Raw genomic sequence first — 15,236 nt, 5'->3', positions numbered from 1 at the left:
TCGCCATCGGGCGGGCGTCAATCGGGCTGGCAGGCCTCCACCGCCACCAGCCGTTCATCCCGGATGATCGCGCGAAAACGATCGGTATGCGGCTTGCCGCACGACCAGGAAAAAGATTCACCATCACGCTTGAGCGGCTCGCCCAGCCAGAGCACCACCTTCGAGACCGGGTCGCCCGGCTTGATATGATCGAGCCACTGCGTCGGGTTCGCCCACTGCCCGCAATCGCCCTGCCAGTAGCACACCGGCGTCACACAGCGACCAATCGCAGGCTTTCCACCGATGGCCTGGCAGGCCGCCGGGCCTTGACCAAGCACCCAGCCCTTCGTGGCTTCCTCGATGAGCAGTATGGCTGCAACAGCGGCGCCGAAGATGATGAGGCGTCGCATGCGCCAACTACTCCTCAGCCGCTTCCGGCCTCGACCCGAGCGATACCGACTCCCACACCGCCACCACGACCATGATCGCGCTCGTCGCGACCGACAGCCAGAGCGGCGAGAGATCGGCGGCGAACCACCACAGCACCGCGAGCGCGATGATGCCGATGCCGTGCGAGAGCTGGAGGAAGCCGCGCACCGAGTGCTTGAACAGGATGGTGCCGACCAGGAACACCAACGGGCCGCCGATCGTGCTGATGATGGTGCGGATGTCGGAATGGCCTGAGGGGTGCTTCAGCACCAGCTCGTCCGACACCGCGGTCAGGATGATGCCGGCGACGATCGGCAGGTGCAGGTAGGTGTAGGCAAGCCGCGCCAGCCGGCCGGACTCGGCGGACTTCGAGATCCACTCGGAGCCGGCCTCGGCGCCCTTGTGGAAATAGACCCACCACATCGCGATGGCACCGACCAGCGCCGAGACGAACGCGAGGATGTTGTCCGCGGTCCATTCCAGCTCGGCAAAGGTCGCTCCGTTGACGACGACGGCCTCGCCGAGCGCAATGATGACGAAGAGCGAGCAGCGCTCCGCCATGTGACCGCCTTCGACCGCCCAGGCCTCGACTGAGGAGAAGCCGAGCCTGGGGACCCAGAAGCGCACCGCCGGCGAGATGTATTCGATCGTCAGGGCGACGATCCAGAACCACAGCCGGGCCTCGTCATGGGCGAGGCCGCCGAGGATCCAGAACACCGCGGAGATGCAGAGCCAGACCAGGATGCGGATCGCATTGTGCCGGACCGCCGTCCGGTGCCGCGGCGTTGCGAACATCCAGAACGCGGTGCGCCCCACTTGCATGGTCGCATAGGCAATCGCGAACCACAGGCCGCGCCCCTCGAAAGCCGTCGGGATCGTCGTCGACAGCACGAGGCCGCCCAGCATCATCGCAAACAGCAGGATGCGGACCGGCGTCAGTTCGGGATTGAGCCAATTGGTGACCCATGCGGTGTAGACCCACACCCACCACACCGCGAGGAAGAGCATCGTGACATGCACGGCACCGAGCGGTGTAAAATGGTGCAGCAACGTGTGCGAGACCTGCGTGACCGCGAAGACGAAGACGAGGTCGAAGAACAACTCGACATTGGTGACGCGGCTGTGCTGGTTAGGCGTGATGACGCGAAACATCGCGCCGCGCGGATTGTCCGCAGCCATCATCGTGCCCCCGTTGCGCTGGTCAGGTCAGATGCAGCTTCGTCACGTACCGGGTACGCCGGTCTGCAGCGCCAGCGCATGCAGGACGCCGCCCATCTGGCCGCGCAGGGACTGATAGACGATCTGGTGCTGCTGGACGCGGGACTTGCCGCGGAAGGATTCCGATATCACGGTCGCGGCATAGTGATCGCCGTCACCGGCGAGGTCACGGATGGTCACCTCGGCATCGGGGATCGCCGCCTTGATCATCGCCTCGATATCGTGGGCGTCCATGGGCATTCGGGTCTAGCTCCTAGTCTCGGCTTATCGCCATATCGAATCACGCGCCGGGGTCCCCTCTCCGGCCATGGCCAAACTTAGCGTGAACGGCCTTCTACGTCACGCTCTCAGGCACTATATCCCTGATCCCATCAGGATAAAGGCACGACAAAGTGCCGCGCGCGGCAGATCGATCGAAAAGGCGTGAAATCATGAAGCTTCCCGGGCCGGACCACCCCATCACCATCACCCAAAATCCCCGGCGCGTCCGCGTCACGGCGGGCGACATCGTGATCGCCGAAACCACGAGGGCGCTGACCCTGAAAGAGGCCAAATATCCGGCAGTGCAATATGTGCCGCGGGAGGACACCAACATGGCCCTGCTGGAGCGTACCGAGCGCACCACCCACTGCCCCTACAAGGGCGATGCCAGCTATTACAGCGTCAAGGCCGACGGCAGGACGCTCGACAACGCCATCTGGACCTACGAAACGCCCTTCCCCGCGATGACCGAGATTTCCGGCCATCTCGCCTTCTATCCGGACAAGGTGAAGATCGAGGAAGTGGGGTAGGCTCCCCGCCCTGCTCCGTCATGGCCGGGCATGACCCGGCCATCCTCGTCCCAGGCCAAACGCGGAGACTGAGTTCGTGAATGCCCGGGCCTTCGCCGCCGAAGCGGCTTCGGCCGCGCAGGCGGGACAAGCCGGGCATGACGACCGATATGCCGGCGCAGTCGCTACGCCCTGAAGATCGTGAGCCCCAATATCAGCAGCACCAGGAAGATCACGACGAAGACATAGAACAGGAAGCGGGCGATATCGGCGGAGGCAGCCGAGAGGCCGGTGAAGCCGAGCACGCCGGCCACGATCGAGATCAGCAGGAAGATCAGCGCCCATTTCAGAATCGTCATCGCCAGCTCCGCAAGTCAGTGCCGCTCGCCCAGCGGCACTCCACGCCCTTTTCGCGAATGCTAACTTTGCTGCGCGGAACTGGTTCCTCCGGTTGCCGGCGCCGAAACGACCCTTGCTGAATCCGGTTCCCGGCGGCACAGTCCCGCCGGGAGAAGGAGCGCGGGGCGGCCATGACCACGATGTCACATTCAGCGACGATCGGTGCAGAGGCGCACGCCGCGCCCAAGAGCAAGGCGCGCAATCTGTCGCTCGACCGCGCCCGCACCTTCCTGACGCTTGTCGTGCTGCTGCATCATGCCGTGATCCCCTACACCCATTTCGGCCACACAGATCCGACGTCGTTTGCCGGCTTCGACATGATCGTGCTGGCCACCGACAGCTTCTTCATGGCGATGTTCTTTTTCCTGTCGGGCCTGTTCACCTGGCCCGGCATCGCGCGCAAGGCACCCTCGGTGTTCCTGCGCGATCGCCTGCTGCGGTTGGGGCTGCCGTTCGCGATCGCGGCCCTCACCGTCATTCCGCTCGCCTATTACGCCATCGCGCTGCGGGCCGAGCCCGAGCTGACCTTCGCTGCGTTCTGGTGGAAGACGGTGACGGCGGGCCCGTGGCCGAGCGGCCCGATCTGGTTCGTGTGGGTGCTGCTGGCGTTCGACCTGACGGCGAGCCTGCTCTACCGCGTGTCGGCGCATCTGGTCGATCCCGGCAACCGCGTGTCGCTGCGCGGGTTCGAGCAGCCGGTCTTGTTCTGGCTGATGCTCGTCGCCGTCAGTGTCATCGTCTATCTGCCGGCGCTGCTCCATTTCGGGACCAACAAATGGTTCGAGTTTGGACCGTTCTCGGTACAGGCGAGCCGCATCCTGCTCTATTTCAGCTATTTCTTCATCGGCGCCAGCGTCGGTGCGGCGAATTTCGACCGCGGCATCCTCGGCGCCGACGGCCAGTTGCCCAAGAGCCGCTGGTCGTGGGTGATCATCACCCTGGTCCCGTACTGCCTGATGTGGTGCATGATCTACATCAAGCGCGAGATCCTCGGTAATCCCGATCACCTGCCATACTGGTACCATCTGTTCTACGGCACGTTCTTCGTGCTGTTCTCGGCCTCGATCCTGCTCGCGATCCTCGCCTTCTTCCTGCATTCGAAGGCGCCGGGGCCGACCCTGCTCGACCGCATGCAGGCGGACGCCTACGGCATCTTCCTGGTGCACTATCCGATCGCGCTGTGGATCCAGTATGCGCTGTTCGACTACAGCCTGCCGGCGATCGTGAAGGCCGCGATCGGCTTCGTGCTCACGGTGATGTTGAGCTGGGGCCTGACGGCGGCGTTGCGGCGGATTCCGGGCGCGTCACACGTGTTGTAAACGTGATCCGTGGCCCGGATGGAGCGCAGCGAAATCCGGGGGTCTTGCCACAAGCGCCAGCGGTCCCGGATTACGCTTTCGCTCCATCCGGGGTACGACTCTGAGTGTGTGGCGCCTTACGCCGCCTTGACGCCCATATAGTCCGGCAGCCAGCGCTCGTGCGACTTGCGCAGGGCATCGATCGTGACCGGCGTCTCGCCCGCGATCGCAATCGCATCGCCGCCGGTGGTGCCGATGCGCACGCAAGGCACCTCGCAGCCGCGCATCTTGGCGAGCACGCGGCCGGCTTCCGTTTCCGGCACGGTGACGAGATAGCGCGCCTGGTCCTCGCCGAACCAATAGGCCTGCGAGACCAGCGACGTCGGCGCGGCCAGCAGCTTTGCGCCGATGCCGCCCGCCATCGCCATCTCGGCGAGCGCAATCAACAAGCCACCGTCGGAGAGGTCGTGCACCGCAGTCGCGGTGCCCGCATGGATCATGCCGCGCACGCAGTCGCCGTTGCGCTTCTCGGCGGCGAGATCGACCGGCGGCGGGGCCCCCTCCTCGCGACCGCAGATGTCGCGCAGGTACACCGACTGCCCGAGCCAGCCATGGGTCTCGCCGACCAGCAGGATCGCCTCGCCCTCGGCCTTGAAGGCGAGCGACGCCGATTTGGTGAAATCGTCGAGCAGGCCGACGCCGCCGATCGAGGGCGTGGGGAGGATCGCGCGGCCGTTGGTCTCGTTGTAGAGCGAGACGTTGCCGGAGACGACCGGGAAGTCGAGCGTGCGGCAGGCTTCCGAGATGCCCTTCAGGCAGCCGACGAACTGGCCCATGATCTCGGGCCGCTCGGGGTTGCCGAAATTGAGATTGTCGGTGATCGCGAGCGGCTTGCCGCCGACCGCGGTGATGTTGCGCCAGGCTTCCGCCACCGCCTGCTTGCCGCCCTCGAACGGATCGGCCTCGCAATAGCGCGGCGTCACGTCGACGGTGAGTGCCAGGCCCTTCGGCCCGTCCTCGACGCGCACCACGGCGGCATCGCCGCCCGGACGCTGCATGGTGTTGCCCAAGATAACGTGGTCGTACTGCTCCCAGACCCAGCGCTTGCTGCACATGTCGGGCGTGCCGATCAGCTTCTCCAAAGCAGCGCCGAGCGCCATCGGCGCCGGCACCTCGCGCGCGTGCACGACCGGCAGCGCGGCGGAGGGGACATGCGGACGGTCATAGAGCGGCGCCTCGTCACCGAGCTCCTTGATCGGCAGGTCGGCCATGACGTCGCCGCCATGCTTGACCACAAAACGCTTGCTCGGCGTGGTGTAGCCGACCACGGCGAAGTCGAGGCCCCACTTCTTGAAGATCGCCTCGGCTTCCTTTTCCTTCTCGGGCTTGAGCACCATGAGCATGCGCTCCTGGCTCTCCGAGAGCATCATCTCGTACGCACTCATGCCGGTCTCCCGGGTCGGGACCGCGTCGAGATCGAGGTCGACGCCGAGGTCGCCCTTGGCGCCCATTTCCACGGCCGAGCAGGTCAGGCCCGCCGCGCCCATGTCCTGGATCGCGATGACGCAGCCCTTCTCCATGATCTCGAGGCAGGCTTCGAGCAGCAGCTTCTCGGCGAAGGGATCGCCGACCTGCACGGTCGGGCGCTTCTCCTCGGATTTGTCGTCGAACTCGGCCGAGGCCATCGAGGCGCCGTGGATGCCGTCGCGGCCCGTCTTGGAGCCGAGATAGACGATCGGCATGTTCACGCCGGAGGCGGCCGCATAGAATATCTTGTCGGCATCAGCGAGGCCGACCGCCATCGCGTTGACGAGGATGTTGCCGTCATAACGGGTGTGGAAACGGACCTGACCGCCCACCGTCGGCACGCCGAAGGAATTGCCGTAGCCGCCGACACCGGCGACGACGCCGGAGACGAGATGCCGGGTCTTGGCATGCTCGGGCGCGCCGAAGCTCAGCGCATTGAGGCAGGCGATCGGGCGCGCGCCCATGGTGAAGACGTCGCGCAAAATGCCGCCGACGCCGGTTGTCGCGCCCTGATAGGGCTCGATGTAGCTCGGATGGTTGTGGCTCTCCATCTTGAAGACCACGGCCTGGCCGTCGCCGATGTCGATCACACCGGCATTCTCGCCGGGCCCCTGGATCACCCAGGGCGCCTTGGTCGGCAGGCCCTTGAGATGGATACGCGAGGATTTGTACGAGCAGTGCTCGTTCCACATCGCCGAGAAGATGCCGAGCTCGGTGAAGGTCGGCTCTCGCCCGATCAGCTTCAGGATGCGCTCGTATTCGTCGGGCTTGAGCCCGTGGGCGGCAACCAGTTCGGGGGTGATCTTGGGTTCGTTCTTCATGGCTTCAGGGGCTTTCGGCGGCGGTTTGGCCGTTCTTAGGAACATCCGGGGCTCGCGAAAAGCCCTTTATGGCCCATTTTCCCGCTGTCCCACGTTTTGCAGGCGGGGGCGGCGGGAACAGGAATTGCACGGCGCGGACGGATCGGATTTAAGGGCTCAAGACCCGCAATTGAAGGCCCATTTCCTTGCACGAATTGACCAAAGCACCCCCGCCCCGCCGCCCTGACCTCCATGTCGCCACCGAGGGCGAATTTGTGGGCTGGCGGACCTGGATTCGCGACAGTTTTGAAGCCCATGTCGGCCCCTTCTGGCACCGGATCGAGGCCGACGGCAGCGTCCGCAGCGCCTTCCGGGTCGAGAAGAAGCACCTCAACGGCTCCGGCAACGTCCATGGCGGCTGCTACATGGCCTTTGCCGACTACTCGCTGTTTGCGATCGCCACCCATGTCCTGGACAGCCGGGCGGTCACGACCAATTTTGCCTGCGAATTCCTCGACGCGGCACGCGAGGGCGAACTGATCGAATGCACCGGCGAGGTCACCCGCGCCGGCGGCTCGCTGATCTTCCTGCGCGGCAAGATGGTGTCGGGCGACCGGGTGCTGCTGACCTTTTCCGGCACCATCAAGCGGATGAAGCGGAAGGCGCTCCCTCAGCCAAACGCATAGCTCGCCGCCTTCCCTTTTCGCGCGCCCTCGCCCAGACTTCCCGGCAAGCGCTTGTCGCGCCGGGGAGCAGGAACAAGGTGCCGCAGAGCACATCGGAGGCGCGTCGCCCGACGGCGGCCGCATCAACGCCATTGCCGTCCATGCCCGTCACCGGTGCGCGCAGCTGGCGCGACTATGCCCTGCTGCTCGCGCTCGCGTTCTGCTGGAGCTCGACCTATCCGCTGACGAAGCTGGCGCTTCCCAGCATCCCGCCGATCACCTTCATCTCGGTACGCTCGCTGATCGCCGCCGCCTTCCTGTTCGCGATCCTGTGGATGCGCGGCATCAAGGTCCCGACCGACGCGAATGCCTGGAAGCTGTTCGCAACCCAGCAGCTCATCAACTCCACCTTTCCGTTTCTGGTCATCACCTGGTCGCAGCAATATGTGCCGGCCTCGAACACGGTGGTGCTGGCCTCGACGACGCCGATCTTTGCCTTCCTGATCACCTCGATGATCACGCGCCACGAGCCGGCGACGCTGCTCAAGCTTGCAGGTGCGATCCTCGGCCTTGCCGGGACCGTCGTCATCGTCGGCCTCGACGCGGTACGCGGTCTCGGCAACGAGATCGTGGCGGAGATCGCCATTCTGCTCGCCACCATCTCGTTTGCCTGCGCGAGCATCTTCGGCCTGCGCCTGTCCGACTATGATCCGATGGTGGTGGCGGCGGGCTCAGTGCTGTTCGGCGGCCTCGTGCTGCTGCCGCCGGCGCTGGTCATCGACCAGCCCTGGACGCTGCAGCCGACGCTCGAAGCGATCGTCGCCACCATCATCATGGGCATCGTCTCGAGCGCATTCGGCTTGATGCTGTTCTATGTCTGTCTCAGCCGCCTCGGCACGCTGACGACCAACGCACAAGGCTATCTGCGCATCCCGATCGGCGTCGGCCTCTCCGTGCTGCTGCTCGGCGAGACCGTGCCGTCGAACCTGGCGGTTGGCTTGCTGCTGGTGATGGCCGGCGTCGCGGCCATGACGGTGCCGGCGGAGCGTCTGAAGCGGCGATAGCGCGAGAGGATTCTACTTGGCGTCGTCCGCCAGCATCTTCCGGTACTTCTCGACGTCGCGGGTCACCAGCTTTTGCAGCACTTCGGGCGCATGCTCGTCGGCGTCGGGGGCGACGGTCGAAAGGTCGGCAAAGCGCTTCTTGACCGCGTCGGTCTCCACGGCGGCGCGCGCGGCCGCGTTCAGCTTGGCGATCACCGCGGGCGGCGTCCCCTTCGGCGCGAACAGGCCGTTCCAGCCCTGCGCCTCGAATTCGGGCAGGCCGGCCTCCGCGGAGGTCGGCAGATCCGGCAGCGTCGCGAGCCGCACGGTCGAGCCGACCACGAGGCCCTTCACCAGCCTCTCGTTGATCGATTGCGAGACCGAGGCTGCCGCATCGCAGACGCCGTCGATCTGGCTGCCGACCGCATCAGTCAGCGCAGGCGCGGCGCCGCGATAGCCGACCAGCGTCGCGTCGATCCCCGCGGCGGTGACGAAGCTCTTGCAGATCAGGTAGTTCGAGGAGCCGACGCCGGCATGGCCGAGATTGATCTTGCCGGGATTGGCCTTGGCGTAGGCGATGAACTCCTTCAGATCTTTCGCCGGAAAATCCTTGCGCAGCGCGATGATGCCGAACGTCTTCGCCACCATGGCGATCGGCACGAAGGACTCAGGCGTGAACGGCAGCTTGGGATAGATCGTGTAGGTCGCCGCATTGGTGCCGGCATTGCCGATCGCGATGGTGTAGCCATCGGGGTCCGCGCGCGAAGCGCGCGCCAGCGCGGTCGAGCCGCCGGCGCCGGCGACGTTCTCGATCACGATTGTCTGGCCGAGCGCGATGCCCATCTGCTCGGCCACCGCGCGCGCGATCACGTCCGAGGTGCCACCGGCCGCGAACGGCACGATCATGGTGATCGGACGCTTGGGGAAGTCCTGGGCGAAGGCGCCGGTTGCGAGCGAAAATGACGCCAACGACAGCGCCGTAATCGCGGCGAGCGAACGCTTCAGGACGAAGGAAATCACGCGGCCTTTTCCAGATGCTGGGCGAGGCCTGCGAACAAGCCACGGCCGTCGGTGCAGCCCATGATGTCTTCGACGTGGTTTTCCGGATGCGGCATCATCCCGAGCACATTGCCCTTGTCGTTGACGATACCGGCGATTGAATGTGCCGCGCCGTTGATGTTGTGCGCCTCATCCACCACGCCTTCGGCGGAGCAGTAGCGATAGAGCACCCGCCCCTCGCCTTCGAGCCGCTTGATGGTCTCCTCGTCCGCCTCGTAATTGCCCTCGCCATGGGCGACCGGCACCCGGATCACCTGCCCTGCATTGTAGCCGCGGGTGAAGGGCGTATCGGAACGCTCGACGCGCAGATGCACGTCATGGCAGATGAACTTCAGCCGCGCGTTGCGCATCAAGACGCCAGGCAAAAGGCCGGATTCGCAGAGGATCTGAAAACCGTTGCAGACGCCGAGCACGAGGCCGCCCTTGGCCGCATAGTCGCGCACCGCGTCCATCACCGGCGCGCGGGCCGCGATGGCGCCGCAGCGCAGGTAGTCGCCGTAGGAGAAGCCGCCGGGCACCACCACGAGATCGGTGCCGGCAGGCAGCGAGGTCTCGGCGTGCCAGACCATCGCCGGCTCGTGGCCCGAGATCAGCCTCAGCGCACGCGCCATGTCGCGCTCACGGTTGATTCCGGGAAAGACGAGGATGGCGGCTTTCATGTTCGGGTTCCGGTGGTGACGGGAATCGGGCTGGCCAAAGGGCCATTTCGTGAGGAGACATAGCCATTTGACGGGGATTTTACCAGTGCTAGCCTTGCCGGGCGGCCTTGTACACAGGCCATAGCCACGGCACTTCTGCTTGGCGATTTGCCCGGGATTGAAGCCATGAACGTCCCGTCGCTACCCGCATCCCCCTCCGAGCCGGTATCCACCGAGGGCGTCGTCGCCGCCGGTGCCTATGTCGATGGAAGGCGCGTCGCCAATATCGCCATCAGCGAGGCCTCGAGCTGGCGGGCCAAGCCCGGCCACGTGGTCTGGATCGGACTGCATGAGCCCGACATGGCGCTGCTCGAAGCGGTGCAAAAGCAGTTCGACCTGCACGAGCTCGCCATCGAGGACGCCAACCACGCCCATCAGCGCCCCAAGATCGAGCAATATGGTGAGGCCCTGTTCATCGTGGCGCGCACCGCGCAATTGATCGAGGGCCGCATCGCCTTCGGCGAGACGCACATCTTCGTCGGCGAAGGTTATCTCGTCTCCGTCCGCCACGGCGCTTCGACGTCCTACAAGCCTGTGCGCGAGCGTTGCGAGAGCTGCCCGCGGGCGCTCGCCCGCGGCGAGGACTACATCCTCTACGCCATCCTCGATTTCATCGTCGACAACTACTCGCCCGTGCTCGAGAGCATTCACGACGAGGTCGAGGGCATCGAGGACGACGTGCTCTCCAAGCCGATCAGCAAGGCGCAGATCGAGCGGCTCTACATGCTGCGCCGCGACCTCTTACGGCTGCGCAACGCGATCGGCCCGCTGGTGGAGGTTTGCCGCCGGCTGGAGCATGACGAGCTGTCAATGGTGCGACAGGCCATGCAGCCGCTGTTCCGCGACGTCACCGACCACGTCCGCAACATCCAGGAGCGGATCGATTCCATGCGCGAGGTGCTGGCCTTCGCGTTCGAAGCGAGCCTGCTGGTGGGCCAGGCGCAGGAGACGGCGGTGTCGAAGAAGCTCGCCTCCTGGCTTGCGATCATCGCGATCCCGACCGCCCTCGCCGGCATCTACGGCATGAACTTCAAGCACATGCCGGAGCTGGAGTGGGAGTACGGCTATTATCTGCTGCTCGGCGTGATGCTGACGGCCTGCGGCGCGCTGTACTGGCGGTTTCGTCGTGCAGGGTGGTTGTGAGCGAGAGAGCTTCGCAGCCGCATAGCCCGGATGGAGCGAAGCGCAATCCGGGACAGTGCCGCCGCGGATGTAGCCCCGGATTTCGCTTCGCTCCATCCGGGCTACAAGGGCAGGCCTAGCTGATCAGCTCGACCCGGTAATTCTCGATCACGGTGTTCGCCAGCAGCTTGTCGGCGGCCTGCTTCAGCGCGGCTTCCGCCTTGGCCTTGTCGGCGCCGGCGAGCTCGATGTCGAACACCTTGCCCTGCCGGACGCTGGCGACGCCGTCGACGCCGAGCGACTTCAGCGCGCCTTCGATGGCCTTGCCCTGCGGATCCAGAATGCCCGTCTTCAAGGTAACGGTGACACGTGCCTTCACGTCAAAATCCTCTTCAGCTCTTCACCAGCACCGGGCCGGAGCCCTGCGGACGCTCGTTCTCCATCAGGATGCCGAGGCGCTTTGCAACTTCGGTATAGGCCTCGAGCAGGCCGCCGAGGTCCCTCCGGAAGCGGTCCTTGTCGAGCTTCTCGTTCGACTTGATGTCCCACAGACGGCAGCTGTCCGGCGAGATCTCGTCGGCGACGATGATGCGCATCATCTCGTTCTCGAACAGGCGGCCGCACTCCATCTTGAAGTCGACGAGGCGGATACCGATGCCGAGGAAGAGGCCGGTGAGGAAGTCGTTGACACGGATGGCGAGCGCCATGATGTCGTCGATCTCCTGCGGCGTCGCCCAGCCGAAGGCGGTGATGTGCTCTTCCGACACCATGGGGTCGTTGAGCTGGTCGTTCTTGTAGTAGAATTCGATGATCGAACGGGGCAGCTGCGTGCCCTCCTCGATGCCGAGGCGCTGTGACAGCGAGCCGGCGGCAACATTCCGCACCACGACCTCGAGCGGCACGATCTCGACCTCGCGAATCAACTGCTCGCGCATGTTGAGGCGGCGGATGAAATGGGTCGGCACCCCGATGTCGTTGAGGTGCTGAAACAGGTACTCCGAGATCCGGTTGTTGAGGACACCCTTGCCCTCGATCACCTGATGCTTTTTCGCATTGAACGCGGTGGCGTCATCCTTGAAGTGCTGGATCAGGGTACCGGGCTCCGGGCCTTCATACAGAACCTTTGCCTTGCCTTCATAAATGCGACGCCGACGGCTCATGGGGATGTACCGTGTTTTGTTGAAATCCATGAATTTGGTGTGCTCCGGTTGACTAGGATTACGACCCACAGCGGAGCTGCCGTGAACGGCTGGGAACCCATCAAGAAACCCCAAGGAAACCTGGGGAAACAGAACGGGAACCAAGCCTTTAGGCAACCTATCCGATTGGCTGTCCCAGCACAATCGATCCGGCCGTCCGGCGCCAACTTATACCGTCTTGCCTGCGGCTTAACGGCCCGTTGTTTTGCCGATTCGTGCTATCTATGTAGGCATGCACCGGGGCCATCGCAACGAGGGCCCGCCGGGTCCAGTCAGCAGGGATTTGCAATAGGCATGAGCGAGATCAACAAGCGCGAGGAAGGCTTTGAGAAGAAGTTTGCCCTCGACGAGGAGCAGAAGTTCAAGGCGGAGGCCCGCCGCAACCGGCTGCTCGGGCTTTGGGCCGCCGAAAAGCTCGGTATCACCGGCGACGCCGCCACGGCCTATGCCAAGGAGGTCGTCGCGGCCGATTTCGAGGAAGCGGGCGATGCCGACGTCCTGCGCAAGCTCACGACCGATTTCGCCGCCAAGAACATCGCCGTCACCGAACAGGCGATTCGCGCCAAGATGAGCGAGTTGCTCGCGGTCGCGGCCGCCGAGGTGAAGGCGGGGAAATAATCCACTCAGGCAAGACGCCGGCGCGCAACAACCTTGCGCACCGGCGTCTTTTTTCTGACGTTTCGCTTTTTGACGGTCGACGTGGCCGAGACATCCTGCCCGGTGTAGTTGCGGCGGATGGTGTCGAGCAGACGCCGTGCAGCGGCGCTCAGAAAGCCGCCGCGACGCGTCACGAGGACGGTGTCCTGGTCCGCGGCAAGATCGCCGACGGCGATCGTCGCGATCGAGGCTGCGCGCAGCTCCTCATCCACATGGCTTCGCGCCAGCAGTGCAAGACCGAAGCCGGCCTCCACGAGGCGCTTCTGCGCGGTGAGGCTGTCGACGGCGGTCCATTCGACCTCGCCGAGCCCTTGCGTGAGAAACAGCGCGAACACATGGGCCGCGGCGATCTCGCGCCGTCCGCGCGTTTCCGGAAATGCGATCCAGCGTTCTCCGCGAAGCTCGGCGAGCCGCTTCACGCGCTTGCCGGCCAGCGGATGATCGGGCGCACAGACGACCTGCAACGCCTCGGTCAGCACCAGCTCGCAGGCGAGATCGCCGGCGCGGTCGGTGTTGTAGCGCAGACCGATCGTGGCCTCGCCGCGCCGGATGAGATCGCTGACCTCCGCGCTGGTCGCCGTCCGCAAGGTCAGCGCGACCGCCGGATTTTCCCTGGCGAACCGCTTCATGACGGTCGAGAGGCGGCCATCGGCGAGCGTGCCGGTCACGGCCAGCGAAACCGGCCCCGCATTCTGCTTGGTCAATGCGCGTATCGCCTGTTCGGCATCCTGTGCCGCGGCGACCGCGCGCTCGGCATAGGGGATCAGCACGCGCCCGGCGTCGCTGAGCCGGGTGCGGCCTGCCACCCGTTCGAACAAGGGCACGCCGAGCTCCTGCTCCAGCAGAGCGATACGGCGCGAAATCGCCGGCTGCGAACGGTGCAGGACCTTCGCGGCGTTCGAGATCCCGCCCCTGCGATGAACGGCCAGAAAGGTGTCGAGGGCGTCGCTGTCCATCCCAACCTCATGCAAAAAACTGATGATACCTGCCAAAATAACAAATTTGGCGAATGGAGAAAACGCGCCTAAGGCTGCCTCGACCGACAACACGGAGACGAGCCATGACGAGCCAGCTGGACAAGGCGACGGCGTTTCGCGCGCTGCACGAGCGGCGGGATGCCTTCATCATTCCCAATCCATGGGATGCCGGTACGGCCAAGCTGCTCGCCGCGATGGGCTTCGAGGCCCTGGCGACCACGAGCCTCGGGGTGGCCAACATGCTCGGCAGGAGCGGCGTCGGCCTCGATGTCATCCTCGCCAACGCGCGCGCGATCGTCGAAGCGACCGACCTGCCCGTCAGCGTCGATCTCGAGAACTGCGGCGCAGACGAGCCGAAGCGTGCCGCCGAAGCAATTCAGCGTGCCGCCGAGGCCGGCGCCGTCGGCGGCTCGATCGAGGATTTCAGCGGCGACCGCGATCGCCCCATCTACGACTTCTCCCACGCCGTCGAGCGCGTCCAGGCCGCCGTGGAAGTAGCGCGCGCGCTGCCAATTCCGTTCACGTTGACTGCGCGGGCCGAGAACTTCCTGCACGGCCGCAAGGACATCGAAGACACTACTCGCCGCCTGCAGGCCTTCGAGGCCGCGGGAGCCGATGTCCTTTATTCGCCGGGGCTATACGACCTCGCCACGATCCGGACTGTCGTCTCCTCGCTGAGCAAGCCGTTCAACCACGTGATGGGCTTTGCCGACCCGACGCTGACAGTCGGACAATTGTCCGCTGCCGGCGTCAAGCGCATCAGCGTCGGTGGCGCGATGTCGCGTTACGCGCTCGCCGCGTTCTTGAGCTGCGCGCGCGAGATGAAGGACAAGGGGTCCTTCACCTATGTTCGCCAGATGGCTCCGGTGGCCGAGCTGCGCGAAGCCTTTGCGTCGGTCAGTCCTCCTTGAAGCCGTATTCCGGCACGTTGCCGCTGGCGCCGTAATATTTGTAGGGCAGGAATTTGCCGCTCATGGTGATTTTGACGCGGTCGCCCTTCGGATTGGCGACGCGCTCCATTGCCATGTCGAAGTCGATCGCCGACATGATGCCGTCGCCGAATTCCTCTTCGATCAGCGCCTTCCAGGCCGGACCGTTCACCATCACCATTTCGTAGAAGCGGTAGATCAGGGGATCGGTCGGCGGCATCGGCGTGCCGGTGCCGCGCATCGGCACCTCGTTGAGCATCGCGACTTCCGCTTTCGACAGGCCGAACAGCTCGCCGGCATTGGCGGCCTGCGGCTTCGTCAGCTTCATCTGGCCGAGGATGGCGCCGACGATGAGCACCTCGGAATAGCCGCCGATCTTGTCGCAGATGTGCTTCCAGCTCCATCCCTTCTCGCGCTTGATGTCGAGCAGCTTTTCGGTGAGGTCTTCGCGTTTCATCTCAGGGTCT

General features: G+C 64.9%; 18 protein-coding genes. 7 read left to right on the top strand and 11 right to left on the bottom strand.

Annotation, left to right across the window (positions count from 1 at the left end):
* Positions 1 to 17: 17 nt before the first annotated feature.
* From CO669_RS03985 to CO669_RS03975, 3 genes are read right to left on the bottom strand one after another with little or no spacing between them, the layout of a single operon-like run.
* Positions 18 to 389, bottom strand: a complete 372-nt coding sequence (locus CO669_RS03985; protein WP_097658193.1) for a hypothetical protein — start codon at positions 387 to 389, stop codon at positions 18 to 20.
* Between the two features lie 7 nt (positions 390 to 396).
* The gene (locus tag CO669_RS03980; protein WP_198963871.1) at positions 397 to 1,587 is read right to left on the bottom strand and encodes a low temperature requirement protein A; all 1,191 of its coding nucleotides are present in this window, start codon (positions 1,585 to 1,587) and stop codon (positions 397 to 399) included.
* 42 nt (positions 1,588 to 1,629) lie between these two features.
* Entirely contained in the window at positions 1,630 to 1,866 is a 237-nt protein-coding gene (locus tag CO669_RS03975; protein WP_011088461.1) for a BolA family protein, read from the bottom strand.
* A gap of 191 nt (positions 1,867 to 2,057) precedes the next feature.
* On the opposite strand from CO669_RS03975, the gene CO669_RS03970 reads away from it, so the two are divergent.
* Positions 2,058 to 2,417 (top strand): DUF427 domain-containing protein, encoded by a 360-nt coding sequence (locus tag CO669_RS03970; RefSeq protein ID WP_097658188.1) that lies wholly within the window; start codon positions 2,058 to 2,060, stop codon positions 2,415 to 2,417.
* 164 nt (positions 2,418 to 2,581) lie between these two features.
* Here CO669_RS03970 and CO669_RS03965 read toward each other — a convergent pair whose 3' ends face one another.
* Positions 2,582 to 2,755: a DUF1328 domain-containing protein gene (locus CO669_RS03965; protein WP_097658186.1), complete on the bottom strand. Its 174-nt coding sequence runs from the start codon at positions 2,753 to 2,755 to the stop codon at positions 2,582 to 2,584.
* Between the two features lie 171 nt (positions 2,756 to 2,926).
* Between CO669_RS03965 and CO669_RS03960 the strand changes: the two genes are divergently transcribed.
* Entirely contained in the window at positions 2,927 to 4,114 is a 1,188-nt protein-coding gene (locus CO669_RS03960) for an acyltransferase family protein (RefSeq protein ID WP_097658184.1), read from the top strand.
* Positions 4,115 to 4,230: 116 nt separating this feature from the next.
* Here the strand turns inward: CO669_RS03960 and purL are convergent, their stop codons facing one another.
* On the bottom strand, positions 4,231 to 6,441 hold the full coding sequence (gene purL / locus CO669_RS03955; protein ID WP_097658182.1) for a phosphoribosylformylglycinamidine synthase subunit PurL: 2,211 nt from the start codon (positions 6,439 to 6,441) through the stop codon (positions 4,231 to 4,233).
* 185 nt (positions 6,442 to 6,626) lie between these two features.
* Here purL and CO669_RS03950 point away from each other — a divergent pair, with 185 nt between their 5' ends.
* Positions 6,627 to 7,106 (top strand): PaaI family thioesterase, encoded by a 480-nt coding sequence (locus tag CO669_RS03950; RefSeq protein ID WP_198963818.1) that lies wholly within the window; start codon positions 6,627 to 6,629, stop codon positions 7,104 to 7,106.
* A gap of 77 nt (positions 7,107 to 7,183) precedes the next feature.
* Positions 7,184 to 8,149, top strand: coding sequence for a DMT family transporter (locus CO669_RS03945; RefSeq protein WP_097658179.1), 966 nt, complete (start codon positions 7,184 to 7,186; stop codon positions 8,147 to 8,149).
* 12 nt (positions 8,150 to 8,161) lie between these two features.
* Here CO669_RS03945 and CO669_RS03940 read toward each other — a convergent pair whose 3' ends face one another.
* Positions 8,162 to 9,148, bottom strand: a complete 987-nt coding sequence (locus CO669_RS03940) for a tripartite tricarboxylate transporter substrate binding protein BugD (protein ID WP_097658177.1) — start codon at positions 9,146 to 9,148, stop codon at positions 8,162 to 8,164.
* Entirely contained in the window at positions 9,145 to 9,846 is a 702-nt protein-coding gene (purQ, locus tag CO669_RS03935) for a phosphoribosylformylglycinamidine synthase subunit PurQ (RefSeq protein ID WP_097658175.1), read from the bottom strand. The genes CO669_RS03940 and purQ overlap by 4 nt, the downstream gene beginning before the upstream one ends.
* A gap of 165 nt (positions 9,847 to 10,011) precedes the next feature.
* On the opposite strand from purQ, the gene CO669_RS03930 reads away from it, so the two are divergent.
* Positions 10,012 to 11,028: a magnesium and cobalt transport protein CorA gene (locus CO669_RS03930; protein ID WP_097658173.1), complete on the top strand. Its 1,017-nt coding sequence runs from the start codon at positions 10,012 to 10,014 to the stop codon at positions 11,026 to 11,028.
* A 115-nt stretch (positions 11,029 to 11,143) separates the two neighbouring features.
* Here CO669_RS03930 and purS read toward each other — a convergent pair whose 3' ends face one another.
* The gene (gene purS / locus CO669_RS03925) at positions 11,144 to 11,386 is read right to left on the bottom strand and encodes a phosphoribosylformylglycinamidine synthase subunit PurS (RefSeq protein WP_097658171.1); all 243 of its coding nucleotides are present in this window, start codon (positions 11,384 to 11,386) and stop codon (positions 11,144 to 11,146) included.
* Between the two features lie 13 nt (positions 11,387 to 11,399).
* Positions 11,400 to 12,167, bottom strand: a complete 768-nt coding sequence (gene purC / locus CO669_RS03920) for a phosphoribosylaminoimidazolesuccinocarboxamide synthase (protein WP_173015815.1) — start codon at positions 12,165 to 12,167, stop codon at positions 11,400 to 11,402.
* Between the two features lie 333 nt (positions 12,168 to 12,500).
* On the opposite strand from purC, the gene CO669_RS03915 reads away from it, so the two are divergent.
* Complete coding sequence (locus CO669_RS03915; RefSeq protein WP_097658169.1) at positions 12,501 to 12,824, top strand: DUF1476 domain-containing protein; 324 nt, start codon at positions 12,501 to 12,503, stop codon at positions 12,822 to 12,824.
* A 5-nt stretch (positions 12,825 to 12,829) separates the two neighbouring features.
* Here CO669_RS03915 and CO669_RS03910 read toward each other — a convergent pair whose 3' ends face one another.
* Positions 12,830 to 13,819 carry a LysR family transcriptional regulator gene (locus CO669_RS03910; protein ID WP_097658167.1) on the bottom strand — a complete coding sequence of 330 codons (990 nt, stop codon included), beginning with the start codon at positions 13,817 to 13,819 and terminating at the stop codon, positions 12,830 to 12,832.
* 104 nt (positions 13,820 to 13,923) lie between these two features.
* On the opposite strand from CO669_RS03910, the gene CO669_RS03905 reads away from it, so the two are divergent.
* A complete protein-coding gene (locus CO669_RS03905) occupies positions 13,924 to 14,751 on the top strand; it encodes an isocitrate lyase/PEP mutase family protein (protein ID WP_097658165.1) in 828 nt (275 codons plus the stop codon).
* Here CO669_RS03905 and cynS read toward each other — a convergent pair.
* Positions 14,738 to 15,226 (bottom strand): cyanase, encoded by a 489-nt coding sequence (gene cynS, locus CO669_RS03900; RefSeq protein ID WP_097658163.1) that lies wholly within the window; start codon positions 15,224 to 15,226, stop codon positions 14,738 to 14,740. The two genes, CO669_RS03905 and cynS, sit on opposite strands and share 14 nt — an antisense overlap.
* Between the last annotated feature and the right edge of the window lie 10 nt (positions 15,227 to 15,236).

The organism is Bradyrhizobium sp. Y36, assembly GCF_002531575.1.
Lineage (GTDB): Bacteria > Pseudomonadota > Alphaproteobacteria > Rhizobiales > Xanthobacteraceae > Bradyrhizobium.
Note: the sequence above shows the minus strand (reverse complement) of the source record. Positions and strands in the feature narration are given on the sequence as shown.

Coding starts and splice junctions, on each gene's coding strand:
- CO669_RS03985 (WP_097658193.1), bottom strand. CDS start 389: ATGCGACGCCTCATCATCTTCGGCGCCGCTGTTGCAGCCATACTGCTC.
- CO669_RS03980 (WP_198963871.1), bottom strand. CDS start 1,587: ATGGCTGCGGACAATCCGCGCGGCGCGATGTTTCGCGTCATCACGCCT.
- CO669_RS03975 (WP_011088461.1), bottom strand. CDS start 1,866: ATGCCCATGGACGCCCACGATATCGAGGCGATGATCAAGGCGGCGATC.
- CO669_RS03970 (WP_097658188.1), top strand. CDS start 2,058: ATGAAGCTTCCCGGGCCGGACCACCCCATCACCATCACCCAAAATCCC.
- CO669_RS03965 (WP_097658186.1), bottom strand. CDS start 2,755: ATGACGATTCTGAAATGGGCGCTGATCTTCCTGCTGATCTCGATCGTG.
- CO669_RS03960 (WP_097658184.1), top strand. CDS start 2,927: ATGACCACGATGTCACATTCAGCGACGATCGGTGCAGAGGCGCACGCC.
- purL (WP_097658182.1), bottom strand. CDS start 6,441: ATGAAGAACGAACCCAAGATCACCCCCGAACTGGTTGCCGCCCACGGG.
- purQ (WP_097658175.1), bottom strand. CDS start 9,846: ATGAAAGCCGCCATCCTCGTCTTTCCCGGAATCAACCGTGAGCGCGAC.
- CO669_RS03930 (WP_097658173.1), top strand. CDS start 10,012: ATGAACGTCCCGTCGCTACCCGCATCCCCCTCCGAGCCGGTATCCACC.
- purC (WP_173015815.1), bottom strand. CDS start 12,167: ATGAGCCGTCGGCGTCGCATTTATGAAGGCAAGGCAAAGGTTCTGTAT.
- CO669_RS03915 (WP_097658169.1), top strand. CDS start 12,501: ATGAGCGAGATCAACAAGCGCGAGGAAGGCTTTGAGAAGAAGTTTGCC.
- CO669_RS03910 (WP_097658167.1), bottom strand. CDS start 13,819: ATGGACAGCGACGCCCTCGACACCTTTCTGGCCGTTCATCGCAGGGGC.
- CO669_RS03905 (WP_097658165.1), top strand. CDS start 13,924: ATGACGAGCCAGCTGGACAAGGCGACGGCGTTTCGCGCGCTGCACGAG.
- cynS (WP_097658163.1), bottom strand. CDS start 15,226: ATGAAACGCGAAGACCTCACCGAAAAGCTGCTCGACATCAAGCGCGAG.